The sequence below is a fragment of the Gordonia sp. L191 genome, from assembly GCF_030077625.1.
Classification (GTDB): Bacteria; Actinomycetota; Actinomycetes; order Mycobacteriales; family Mycobacteriaceae; genus Gordonia; species Gordonia polyisoprenivorans_A.
The window spans coordinates 1,423,907-1,436,598 of sequence record NZ_CP125996.1 but is presented as its reverse complement, the minus strand read 5'-3'; the positions used below and the strand labels follow the sequence as shown (position 1 = coordinate 1,436,598).

Annotated in this window: 9 protein-coding genes; 2 read left to right on the top strand and 7 right to left on the bottom strand. The window is 64.7% G+C overall.

The genetic code is table 11. From position 1 onward, the window contains the following. Window positions 1–26 precede the first annotated feature (26 nt). The 3 genes from mycP to QNM97_RS06320 form a co-directional block, all read right to left on the bottom strand. On the bottom strand, window positions 27–1,433 hold the full coding sequence (gene mycP / locus QNM97_RS06330) for a type VII secretion-associated serine protease mycosin (RefSeq protein WP_283822038.1): 1,407 nt from the start codon (window positions 1,431–1,433) through the stop codon (window positions 27–29). Next, window positions 1,430–2,890: a type VII secretion integral membrane protein EccD gene (gene eccD / locus QNM97_RS06325; protein WP_283822037.1), complete on the bottom strand. Its 1,461-nt coding sequence runs from the start codon at window positions 2,888–2,890 to the stop codon at window positions 1,430–1,432. Before eccD ends, mycP begins: the two co-directional genes overlap by 4 nt. 141 nt (window positions 2,891–3,031) lie before the next feature. Further along, a complete protein-coding gene (locus tag QNM97_RS06320; RefSeq protein ID WP_283823112.1) occupies window positions 3,032–3,622 on the bottom strand; it encodes an immunity 49 family protein in 591 nt (196 codons plus the stop codon). Window positions 3,623–3,739: 117 nt separating this feature from the next. Here QNM97_RS06320 and QNM97_RS06315 point away from each other — a divergent pair, with 117 nt between their 5' ends. After that, on the top strand, window positions 3,740–4,033 hold the full coding sequence (locus tag QNM97_RS06315; protein ID WP_283822036.1) for a transposase: 294 nt from the start codon (window positions 3,740–3,742) through the stop codon (window positions 4,031–4,033). Next, window positions 4,030–4,908 carry an IS3 family transposase gene (locus QNM97_RS06310; protein ID WP_283822035.1) on the top strand — a complete coding sequence of 293 codons (879 nt, stop codon included), beginning with the start codon at window positions 4,030–4,032 and terminating at the stop codon, window positions 4,906–4,908. Before QNM97_RS06315 ends, QNM97_RS06310 begins: the two co-directional genes overlap by 4 nt. A gap of 304 nt (window positions 4,909–5,212) precedes the next feature. On the opposite strand, the gene QNM97_RS06305 is transcribed toward QNM97_RS06310, so the two are convergent. The 4 genes from QNM97_RS06305 to QNM97_RS06290 all read right to left on the bottom strand — a co-directional run bounded on the left by QNM97_RS06305 (window position 5,213) and on the right by QNM97_RS06290 (window position 12,645). Continuing rightward, the gene (locus QNM97_RS06305; RefSeq protein ID WP_283822034.1) at window positions 5,213–6,097 is read right to left on the bottom strand and encodes an immunity 49 family protein; all 885 of its coding nucleotides are present in this window, start codon (window positions 6,095–6,097) and stop codon (window positions 5,213–5,215) included. 20 nt (window positions 6,098–6,117) lie between these two features. Continuing rightward, on the bottom strand, window positions 6,118–6,843 hold the full coding sequence (locus tag QNM97_RS06300; RefSeq protein ID WP_283822033.1) for a hypothetical protein: 726 nt from the start codon (window positions 6,841–6,843) through the stop codon (window positions 6,118–6,120). Between the two features lie 238 nt (window positions 6,844–7,081). After that, entirely contained in the window at window positions 7,082–7,726 is a 645-nt protein-coding gene (locus QNM97_RS06295; protein WP_283822032.1) for an immunity 49 family protein, read from the bottom strand. 236 nt (window positions 7,727–7,962) lie between these two features. Beyond that, window positions 7,963–12,645, bottom strand: a complete 4,683-nt coding sequence (locus tag QNM97_RS06290; protein WP_283822031.1) for a WXG100-like domain-containing protein — start codon at window positions 12,643–12,645, stop codon at window positions 7,963–7,965. Window positions 12,646–12,692 lie beyond the last annotated feature (47 nt).

Here is a 12,692-nt window from a genome sequence, read left to right as displayed (position 1 = left end):
ATCGGTGCGCGGTGGGAGGTGTACGGTCAGTGCTCGTCGATGTCGCGGTAGGCGGTCTTCTCGTCACGCATGCGCCGCAGCGGTGTGAACAACGCCCAGGCGGCGGCGATGAGGAAGACACTGATCCCGCCGACGACGAGCGCGATGTCGCGTGTCCGGGTGGCGGCCCGGTCGGGCGGGACCGGCCCGGCGATCTGCTTCTGCAGCACGGTGTTCGACGCGTGAGGCTGGTCGGGGTCGACGGCGGCGATCGGGTCGACCAGACCGTACCCGGTCGCCATGTCGGGCCCCCGTCCACCTGTGTGGGCGGTGCGCTTGATCAGTTCGATCACCTCACCGGCAGACATGGTGGGGTGCTCGGCGCGGACGAGGGCGACCACCCCGGACACCACTGCGGCGGCGAAGCTCGTTCCGTTGAACGATGATTGGGCACCTTTGATGACCTGCCGGTTGACCAGCCCGGAGCCGGTGCTGCTCAATGAGACGACGTTTTCGCCGGGGGCGGCGACCGAGACCCACGGACCGGTCAGTGAGGTCGACGCCGGCTCGTCGTCGGCGGTCACATTTCCCACCGACAGCACATAGTCGGAGAACCACGCGGGACTGGCGTAGGTGGTCATCCTCGACCATTCGGTGGAGCGGGGTACGTTCGGGTCGACGCCGGGATTCTGAGGGCAGCGATCCTTGTCGGCGTTGCCTGCGGCTGCCACCACCACCACGTTGCGTTGGTAAGCGGCGCGCACGGCGCGGCCGAGCAGGTCGTCGTCAACCGGGGATCCCGTTGTGCCGCAGGCTGCGGCAGAGATGTTGATGACTGTGGCGCCCAGGGACACCGCACGGGTGATCGCATATGCCAGCGTGGTGGTGTTGCCGTATCCGGAGGAGACGGCATCGCTGTCGTCGCCGTTGTTGCCGTCGACCTGGTAGGAGTCGCTGTTCTGCCGGATCGACAGGATCGTCGCGTCGGGGGCGATGCCACTGAAGCTGTCGGCGGTCGAGGGACGCGCGGCGATGAGCCCAGCGACCAGCGTGCCGTGTGAGTCGCAGTCGGTGAGCCCGTCTCCGCTGCCGACGTAATCGCCACCACCGATCACCTTGCGGAGCCGGGGTTGCGGATGCACACCGGTGTCGATGACCGCGACCGTTTGCCCGGCCCCCGTGCTGTATGTCCAGGCAGCGCGATAGTTCACGGCGAAGCCTGTCGGGTCGACCTGGGACAGATCGGTGCCGGCGGCGAGTACCGGTGTGGCGCACTGCTGTTGCTGTTTGGTCTTGTCGGTGGGCCCCACCGGACCGCTCGGTGCACCGCCCGCAGCGATCCGCGGTGGGGTCAGGGCTGCGGCGGGCCCTGTGCCGACGAGTACCAATACCAGCACCGTGGCCAGATGGGCGATGACGACAATCGTGCGTCGTACCCTGATCGGGAGTGTCATCCCCCCACGACCTGGGCGTACAGGCCGGTTGTCCACGCCAGCGCGGGGAGGACCGCAGCGAGGGCGAGGTAATCAAGGTGGTCGCCGAGTCGCGCCCACCGTGGCGACCTACGGTCGGTGGCGAACACCGCGATGCCCACTCCGACGACCACCAGCGCGAGGAGGGCGAGAGCGGCGACCGCATACATCGCCGACGGCGCCGTCCGGAGTGCCAGGGCGGTGATCACCAGAATCGTGACACCACCGAACAGCAATGACGCCGACGGCACGAACGGCAGCTTGCGTGCGCTGCGCAGCATCATCGCGGCCGCGATGATGGCGTTGAACGTGATGACCGCCCACGGTGTGGGATCGGTGCCGAGGGCTGCGATCGCCGTGCCGGCGATCACGGTTGCCGCGGCTGCCAGATAGACCGCTGACCGCGTGGCGCGGGCACGCTCCACGGATTCGGCGACGGCCTGAGCAGAAGGGACCTGTGCGCGGGCACCGGCCGCCATCCGGCGCTGCCGCTCGCGGCGCTCGGCGCGGTCGAACGGGTTGGTGAACAGCTCAGTGGTGCCTGCCCGCACGTCGCGGGAGGGTTCACGATGATTGGTGAGTGGACGGAGCCGACGACGGTTCATGATGAGTGGGTCGGCTCCCACCGCGACAAGCAGACCGCAAGTGGCCAGGACGGTACCCGACAGTTGGTCGGCCCAGTGGACAGCCGCCTGCGCCACGGCCACGACCGCGCACAGGGTGAACCCGACCGCCACCCCGACGAATCCGACGTGTCCGGCGCGGACGATGACCTGCCCACCGATCGCGGCGAGAACCATGACGCCGCACACGATGGCCGGCGCCCAGGCGTTCACGCCGGCGGGCAGGTGCGCGCCGCCCACCCATGCCACCCCGAATACCAGTGGCAGGGCCGCCCATCCCAGTGCGGCGGCGATCGGCGGCTCGGCGTAGTAGCGGCGCGCGACGACGGCGCCGATGACGAGGGCCACGATCACGCCGACAGTCTGATAGGCGACCGCGGTACGCCGCGACAAGGCGAAGTCGCCGAGCAGGAGCAGGTCACACACCGCAACGGCCAATGCCAAGCCAACAAATGCCATCACGCGGGCGGCGCCGGAACTCCACGCCGGGTATCCCTCCCGATTGAGTCGGGCCACCGCATCGACGACGTCATCGAACAGTTCGGGCGGGGTCAGCGCCCGTTCGGCACTCAGACTGAACTGGTCGCCGTCCTGCGACCCTGCCATGGCCAGGGTCTGGTCTCCTCGCACCTCGCGACCGCTCGCGAGCCGGGTCAGCACCCACCGGTCCCGCTTGTTGGGAATTCCATTGGGCTCGTCCTCACGCCTGACATCCCGCGAGGCAATCAGCTCGGCGAGTTCGGGCACGATGTTGACGACGGGAACATCTATCGGCAATTCGATATCGAGTTGGGTACGTCCGCCGAACACCGACACTCGTATGGTCCGCGGCGCGGCCGCGACCATCACTGTCTGCCGAAGCTCCCCTATCCCCGTCACAGCGCTCCAATCTAACCGACCGGATACTCGCGTGTGACCCGTGGTCATCCGGATGTCCGATACAACCGTGCAAAGCTCCTACTGCAACCGATCTCGACGATCAAACACCAACGCATCCGGCAAATACTGCGACGCCACTCCCACCTCAAACCCTGAATCCACCGCCGCACACACCGGACCCAAAATCCGCCACGGCACAAACCCCTCCTCGGCACGCACCCGATTCTCCACCGGCCGCGTAAAGAACTCCTTATTGCCCTCCAACGCCACCCGCACATCCCGCGGGAACTCACTACGACTGCCCGACACCACATCCCACAACAACCGCACCGACGGAAACACCCGCTGCAACACACTCTCTGCACCCGCGTACGGCGCCAACTCCGGATCCGCCAACCGCATCACCTCCACCACCTGCTGCGCCACCGGCTCACCCCGCTCACCCCGCAACAACATCTGCCACGCCCGCGCCCACTGCTCCTGATACGGGTCAAACCACACCCCCTCCTCTCTCGACGCCTCCCGCCACTCCGGTTTGAAATCCCGCAACACATCCAACAACCCCCGATCCCGAGCCACCAACCCCAACCACAACCCAGCCAACCAATGCGGCGCCATCGTGTACGGATTCGGACCCGACGACCCCGTCTCCAACTCATTCCCCAACACCTCAAACGACAACCTGTGCTCACCCTTCGGCAACGACGCCCGCACAAACTGACCTGACCGGCGTGTCCCGGACGGTGGTCCCTACCACTACGGTGGGGATGACTGAAGGAGTTGGCTGTGGCACGGGATCGTGGGCGTTTCACGGATGAGTTTCGTGATTCGGTAGCGCGTGAAGTTGTGGAGATGTCACACACGATTGTGGATGTGGCGAAAAAGAATGGGGTATCTGAGAATTCGGTGTCTCGTTGGGTGAAGGCATATCGGAGACGGTACCCGGAGATTACCGGGGAGCCGGTAGAGATATCGGAACGCCAGCGTCTTCGTGAATTAGAAAAAGAAGTTCGCGAATTGCGGGAAGAAAACGAGATTCTGGGAAAAGCGACGGCCTTCTTCGCGAAGAAGCATCGGTGAAGTTCCAGTTCATCGCGCGCGAAGAAGGCAATCACAGTGTGGCGGCATTGTGCCGTTGTTTGCGGGTATCGACCTCGGGATATTACGAATGGAAGAAGCGGGGTGTCAGTGCGCGGGCGGCGGCGCGGATCGTAGTGACAGACCGGATCCGCACGGTGTTCGATGACTCGGACTCCACCTACGGGTACCGCCGTATCCATGCCCAGTTGATGCGTGAGGGCGTGATGGTCGATGACGATACGGTGCGCCAGATCATGGTCGATGAGGGCCTGGTGACCTGTCAACCACGCAGGAAGGGCCCACGCACGACGATCCCGGTCGAGTGTGCCGGCCTGCCGGATCTACTGCGGCGTGACTTCACCGCCGATCGCCCAGGTCACAAGCTCGTCGGCGACATCACCTACATCGCGACGTGGCAGGGCTGGGTGTATTTGGCGACGGTGCTCGACTGTTTCTCGAAGAAGGTTGTTGGTTATTCGATGTCGTCTCGAATGACAGCAGATTTGGTGTGTGACGCATTGAAAAATGCATCGAAAAATGTTGACTTTATTCCCGACGTGACCATATTTCATTCCGACCGCGGAAGTCAATATATGTCTGGTCACTTCATGGATACGTGTCGGGGCCTGAGAGTGCTGCGGTCGGTTGGACGCACGGGTGTGTGTTGGGACAATGCGTGGGCCGAGTCGTTCAACGGGTCGCTGAAGAATGAACTCGTCAATCGTAACGCCTATCCCACCAGAAGACACGCCATCAATGATGTGACATCATGGATTGAATTGCGATACAATCGGATTCGGCTTCATTCCGCGTTGGGTTATCAAACTCCTGACGAAGTTGAAGCTGCGTGGCTCGAACATAACCGGGCTGCGTGATCACATAGTGGAGATCCCACCGTCCACGACTCGCCGGGCACGTCAAACTGCACCCGAGCAACCTCACACGCCGCATCCAACAACCCCCACACCTCCTCACCCACCACCCCACCCGAACCCACCAACGACCACACACACAACTCGATCAACTCGACCTGAAGATCATGAATACGATCACTATTCCACGGCCGATCCAACTCCAAAGAAAACTCAAGCCCCCGGCGCGCACTACCAATCCTCATCTGCACATAATCGGGATCCCACTCATGCCAGCCCTCGACATCCACCATCAGCCAGAATCTCCCTACCGCAAGCGGTCACGCCGGTCATACAGAAACGCCGCCGGCAAATACTGCGACGCCACTCCCACCTCAAACCCTGAATCCACCGCCGCACACACCGGACCCAAAATCCGCCACGGCACAAACCCCTCCTCGGCACGCACCCGATCCTCCACCGGCCGCGTAAAGAACTCCTTATTCCCCTCCAACGCCACCCGCACATCCCGTGGGAACTCACTACGACTGCCCGACACCACATCCCACAACAACCGCACCGACGGAAACACCCGCTGCAACACACTCTCCGCACCCGCGTACGGCGCCAACTCCGGATCCGCCAACCGCATCACCTCCACCACCTGCTGCGCCACCGGCTCACCCCGCTCACCCCGCAACAACATCTGCCACGCCCGCGCCCACTGCTCCTGATACGGGTCAAACCACACCCCCTCCTCTCTCGACGCCTCCCGCCACTCCGGTTTGAAATCCCGCAACACATCCAACAACCCCCGATCCCGAGCCACCAACCCCAACCACAACGCCCCCAACCAATGCGGCGCCATCGTGTACGGATTCGGGCCCGACGACTTCGTCGTCAACTCATTCCCCAATACCTCAAACCACAACCTGTGCTCACCCTTCGGCAACGACGCCCGCACAAACTGCACCCGAGCAACCTCACACGCCGCATCCAACAATCCCCACACCTCTTCACCCACCACACCATCCGAACCCACCAACGACCACACACACTGGTCCACCAGATAGTCCTGAAGATCATGAATACGATGGCTGTTCCACGGAAAATCCAGCCCAAACATGCGTTCCACCCCGCGCTCAGCAGCATCCCATCGACGCTGCACATAGCCCTCAATCTCGCAATCATGCCAAACTGCAATATCCACCATCAGTCAGATCCTCCATCCATTTAATCCGCCTCGTTACCATCCGTCGACGATTGAATATCGAACTCTCGATGCCAGAACCCAGAGTACGATCCATTTTTGTCGACGGTTGCGCGAACCAACTCGTAGCGAAGCTTTTTGCTATCGAATGCCTCTTGCATATCGGCCAGATGCGCTGATGCCTCAGGGTCGGCACTTTTTCCCATGGCTGCAAGCACAGACTCCAGATACTCCCTTCGCCCTTGCTGATAATGCAGGTCGTCTAATCCGCGCCGATGCCCCAGTTCCGCATGCGCTCCCTTTGCCTCCACCACGACCAGGATCGGGCCGGTGATTTTCTCCCCGTTCTCGACACCTTTCCGTGGAGTAACCCTGAACGCTCCATCGAAACCCCCGGCGCCCCGGGAACTGAGAGGCAGCAAGGTCTCGATCTCGAACTGACTGGCGCGGTATCGATGTGGGATTGCCTCCGCCGTCGCATGCAGACCCGCTAGTTCGCCGGCATCTGTCATCATCCGGTGGGCGCTCTTTCGCTCAGCATCTGTCGCGTCCAGCTTGTTCAGCACGTGCTTCAACTGAGCGCGCGCCCAATCCCGCAAGCGGCGCAATTCGTCCGCCACCCGGTGAGCCCCATAGGTCACACTCTCGTCGTAGGCCCCGTATACGGCTTCCTCGACCTTGACCATGTTCTCGGTCGTGATCTCATCGTGCTCATCAAGCAGCGGAATCCGATCACCGTCCGCGTCCAACGCCCCCTTGATGTTTCGATCCCACCGCGGCCTCCCGTCGTGACGGGTCCTGGTGGTACTACCGGATCCCTGCCCCCGTCGCCGACCACACCCTCCCGCGGCCCCACACGCCGCGTCCCCACCAACTCGTGATCCCCGAAGACCGTGCGCCCACCCAACTCCGCCGCCGGAGACGCACCCTGAACCGATCACCCCGCCACCGCGACCGACCATCACCCCGCAGCCGACGAACCGGCCACTACCGCAACCGATCACGCCGGTCATACAGAAACGCCGCCGGCAAATACTGCGACGCCACTCCCACCTCAAACCCTGAATCCACCGCCGCACACACCGGACCCACAATCTGCCACGGCACAAACCCCTCCTCGGCACGCACCCGATCCTCCACCGGCCGCGTGTAATACTCCTTATTCCCCTCCAACGCCACCCGCACATCCGCCGGAAACTCACTACGACTCCCCGACACCACATCCCACAACAACCGCACCGACGGCGAATCCACCTGCAACACCAGTTCCGCACCCGCCAACGGCGCCAACTCCGGATCCGTCAACCGCATCACCTCCACCACCTGCTGCGCCACCGGCTCACCCCGCTCACCCCGCAACAACATCTGCCACGCCCGCGCCCACTGCTCCCCATAAGGGTCCGACCGCATCCCCTCCGACCTCGACGCCTCCCGCCACTCCGGTTTGAAATCCCGCAACGCATCCAACAACCCCCGATCCCGCGCCACCAACCCCAACCACAACGCCCCCAACCACCTTGATGCCGTTGTCCGCGGATTCGGACCCGACGATCCCGTCTCCAACGACCTCCCCAACACCTCAAACGACAACCGGCGCTCACCCTTCGGCAACGACGCCCGCACAAACTGCACCCGACTCACCTCACACGCCGCATCCAACAACGACCACACCTCCTCACCCACCACACCACCCGAACCCACCAACGACCACACACACAACTCAATCAACTCGACCTGAAGATCATGAATACGATCACTATTCCACGGCCGATCCAACTCCAAAGAAAACTCAAGCCCCCGACGCGCACCGCCAATCCTCATCTGCACATAATCGGGATCCCACTCATGCCACCGCTCGACATCCATCATCAGCCAAAAACTCCATCCATTGAACTTAAATTCTTGCCGTTCGCTATCGATCTTATGTCAAACTCTCTGTGACGGTACCCCGAATATGACCCATTTCCGTCCACTTTCGCCCGAACAAGTTCGTAACGCAATTCCCCAGTCTTGATCGATATTCTAACCATTTCCGCTAATTCGAACTGGTCTGCGTCGCCACTCTTCTTCATCGCGACTAGGACTGACTCAAGATACTCTCGGCACCCCTGTTGAAACTGATCGCGCGAATCGTCTCCGACCCCGCGCCTACTCCCCAATTCCGCATGCGGCCCCTTTGCCTCCACCACGACCAGGATCGGGCCGGTGATTCCTTCCTCGTTCTTCACGCCTTCCCGCGGAGTAACCCGGAACACTCCATCGACGCCTCCGGCGCCCCGGGAACCGAGAGGCAGCAAGGTATCGACCTCAAACTGACTGGCGCGGTATCGATTTGGGATTGCCTCCGCCGTCGCATGCAGACCCGCTAGTTCGCCGGCATCTGTCATCATCCGGTGGGCGCTCTTTCGCTCAGCATCTGTCGCGTCCAGCTTGTTCAGCACGTGCTTCAACTGAGCGCGCGCCCAATCCCGCAAGCGGCGCAATTCGTCCGCCACCCGGTGAGCCCCATAGGTCACACTCTCGTCGTAGGCCCCGTATACGGCTTCCTCGACCTTGACCATGTTCTCGGTCGTGATCTCATCGTGCTCATCAAGCAGCGGAATCCGATCACCGTCCGCGTCCAACGCCCCCTTGATGTTTCGATCCCACCGCGGCCTCCCGTCGTGACGGGTCCGGTGGTAGTACTTCTCCAGGTACCGATGATCGGCAACCTTGTCGACAACCGACTTACCCGAGTGCTCCAGGCCATTGATCGGCTCCCTGGGATCTGTTTTTCCCCTGCCCGGAGCATCGGTCGGGTCCGGTTGCTCCGTGCCCGGGTCGTGCTCGCCGTCGCGAGGCTGACCGGTATCGCGGTGCGGACCGTCTACACCTCCCGCCCGCGCATTCTCGGCAGGTCGATCTCCGTCCACGCGCTCCGTCGGTACGTCCGACTCGCCATCACGCGCGAGCCTTTCCGACGAGAGTGGCACGCCCGCGTCATCGCGCTCGCGAGAACGCCCTGCATGACCGTTGAGGTCGGCGTCGGCCTCATCCGCTGGTGCTCGCCTCGCGCGCGACCCGCCACCGTCGTCTCCGGCCCGGCGAGTCCCACTCCGCTCGCCGTCGTCCTGTTCATTGCGCTCGTCGTGTTCAGTGCGCTCGTCGTGTTCAGTGCGCTCGTCGCGGAATTCGCCCTCGCGCGGCCCCCCGCGCCGGGTCCCGACCAACTCGTGATCGCCAAATACCTTGCGGCCGCCCAACTCGGCTCTGGGATGCGTCAGTCGCGCGTCTTCGATTCCGACTGGTCCACGACCGTCGTGGTAGGCGGCGCCGAATTCCGTGAAATGACCCAGTCCGTCGGCCAAGCTCATCACCCGCTCACCGGCGGGCGCCGAGGGGTCCAAGACCACGTGCTCGCCGTCGAGACGTGCCACGGTCACCGCATGCAGATCGCCACCGGCCTCCGTGCGCCCCACCACTGTGGCCGATGCGTGCTCGCCCAAGCCGTGTAGCGAACCGGCGACCGAATCGACCGATGCGCGGTCGAATCCGTCCACCCCCAACCGATCTGCCAACTCGGAGGTACTGAGCCCCGCGAAGTCACTGCCTCGGTTTTCCGGTGCCACCGCCTCGCCCGACAACAACCCATCACGCACCGCGATCGCCTGGTCGCCGCATTGCTGACCGGACACATTGGATTGGTCCAGAACCCCGAGAGCACGGTCGGGTTCTTCCCGCGTCATCGACGATGACAGCGCCACCCGGTCCGGCACCCCGGAAGCGGCGTCGATGACGCCGACCTCCGCGGCATCGTCGATCCCCTCGGGCCGAATGCCCTCGGGTGCATTCGGTTCGGGATCGTGAGCGACAGCAGGATGTTCGGTGCGTGCGCCTCCCAGACGTGCTCGCACCGCATCGGTCAGCCGCGCCGCGCCGTGAAAGGCCGCCTTCACCGACACCGCACCCAACAACGACCCCGACACCGCCAGCATCGTGACCGCGTCCGGCGCCGGGTGCACGTCACCGCCGACGCCGGGCGGCAGCCCCTCCGCGCGCGTCGTCATCGACGACATCACCTTCTGCGCCGCGTCATCGAAGCTCTTCAGCACCCGCGCGGGGGCCTCACGCGACTCCCGTTCCATCCGCTGGGTAGCCGCGTCATCGGCCACCCTGCGCGCGGTGGCGAGTTCTTCGGTCTTCTCTGTGCGGCCGCCGTCGTGCGACGTGGGCGGCTGTGCCGCATCGTCGGGGTCGCGATCGGGCACCACGTCCCCGTCGCCGTCACCCTCGGTACGCACCGGGCGCGAGCTCTCCGCCGGAGGCTCCGACGAGATGTGACCGGCCCCGTCACGGTCGATCAGATGCGGTAGGTGCGCGGCGTCATGCGGAAGTCCGTCAACGGCAACGATTTCCATCCGGACCGGCAGATCGCCGAACCGTGCGGTCACCACTCGCGCGGCTTCCGCCGAGGCAATGTCGGCTGCCGAATCCGGTACGTGGGAGACCTCGGGGTCGGCCGGCTCGCGACCGTGACGCCCGCCCGTCTGCTCGTCGCCGCCGTCGTGTGCGGTGAACCGCCGCGGCTCGTCCCCGCCACCGTGCTGATGCGGTGCGGACTCTCGCGTGTGAGCATCCCCGTCTGTCGGGCGGGTAGACCCGCCCTCTCGACCGGCTGGGCTCGAATCCGTTGCGCGCGCGGGTTCAGCCGTGCGCGCCGAATCCCCGGATCGAGAGGCGTCGGTCGTGGGACGCTGGGCCGGCGGCGGTCCGCCACGCTCACCGGACTCGCCCTCGCTGCCGCCGGTGGAACGACCCGACGATCCGGCGTCGGCGGCAGGCCGCGATACCCCGTCGGGCCCAGCCGACCGGGTCGCGTCCGCGGTTGCCACCGTAGCCCGCGCGGTGACACCGCGCTCCGCGCCGATGCGCTCCGCACCCCCGGCCGGTGCCGCGGCTTCTGCGCGCACCGCGGTGGCCGCGGTCAATGTCCTTGGTGTGCCAGCGCCTTCGGGTCGCGCGGTCACCGACGCACCCGACGCGGCGGGGTGCTCGGCGATCGCCGAGACCGTCGGCCTGCCACCGGCCGCGGCCGCGGTTGCGGCGCCCGTCGACGAAGCCGTGCTCGCCGTCGGTGCCGCCGAATGTCCGGCTGCGGCAACGGGACTACCCGGCGCCGAGGCCGCTGCCGAGGGTCCCGCTGCGGTGGCCGCGGTCGTCGCGGGCGCATCGGCAGCCGTCGAGGGTGACACCGACTCTGGATGCGCACCGCCGACGGGCACTCCCCCGGTATCGGCCGCGACACTCGGCTCCGGTTGCAGCCCAACACTTCCCGCGCCATCGTGAGAGCGATCGGCTGAGCCGGCAACTCCGTCGGCGGGTGAGGAGGATCCGTCGACATGTGTGTTTGCCTGCGGCGCCGTCGATCCTGCAGAAGTGTCGCCTCCGCCGGGATGCGAGGTGTCGGCGAGCACCGGGGCACCCTGCCCCGCAGTCGCCTTAGTGGTGGTGGCGTCGGTGATCGCGCCGTCGGGGTGTCCGGCAGTTCCGTGCTCACCCAGGCCGTCTGCGGCGCCGGGCGTCGGAGAACCGCCGACCGTACCGGTGATCGTTTCGCGCCCGGCACCATCCGCGGCGAGTCCGGCACCCTCGGATTTCCCGGGCAGCGCCCCCATCAGCGACGACCCGAAAAAGCCTGCGGCATTGAAATGACCACCGGTCAACAGCATCGCGCCACTGTTGCCCGCTGCACCACTGACGTAACCGATCACCCCGCCGCGAGCGAGGATGGCACCCTTCGAGGTACTCTCGGTGACCTGCCCGAACGCCCGGTCGGCGAACTTGCTCATCCCCACACTCGAGGCGCCACCGATCGCACCGCCGAGTGCGTAGGACTCGACCACCGAGCCGAGTTGTCGCACGTCGATTCCCGACCGGTGGCCCTGCGAGATCTGATAGCCCTGGATACCGAGTTCTTGTGCCGCCCCGAGGGCGGTCCACTTGAGGGTCTCGAATGCGATACGCCCTACGGTGGTTTCGATCAGCTTCTTGATCGTGGTCGCCGCAACGGTCTCGCCGATCTTCTCCACGATCTCTTTGAGGAGCGTGCGCTCCATGACGGCGATCGCAGCGCGGGTGATGGCCTCGATGATCGGGATCCCGGCCAGCGACCCGCCGAACGTCTCCCAGGCGTTGGCGAGCGCGATGGCAATCTGGATAGCCGCGATGCCCAGGGAGGCCAGGATGTTGAGCTTGGTGTATTGGATCTGGGTTCCCGTGGCCGAGGCCAGATCTCCCAAACCGTCCATACCCTCGGCCAGTTTGTCCACGGCGTAGTCGCCGGAGAACATCTTCGTGAACTCGTCTGCGATCGCCTGCGCAGAGGCGCCCTCGATGACCGACAGCGTCTCCTGGGTGACGGAGTCGAGATCGGGAATCAGATCCCGCAATTGGTCGGCGTGGGTACGCCAGGTGTCGGCGATACGCCACATGGCGTCCTCGTCGCCCTGGGGCCACTTCTCACCGGCCAGATACGACACCCATTGCAACCATCCGGGAATCCCGATGGTCACGGTGCGCTCACCGGTAGGGCGGTCCCGGTCTCGCGGCGGTGGTCAGC

Coding starts and splice junctions, on each gene's coding strand:
- mycP (WP_283822038.1), bottom strand. CDS start 1,433: ATGACACTCCCGATCAGGGTACGACGCACGATTGTCGTCATCGCCCAT.
- QNM97_RS06305 (WP_283822034.1), bottom strand. CDS start 6,097: ATGGTGGATATTGCAGTTTGGCATGATTGCGAGATTGAGGGCTATGTG.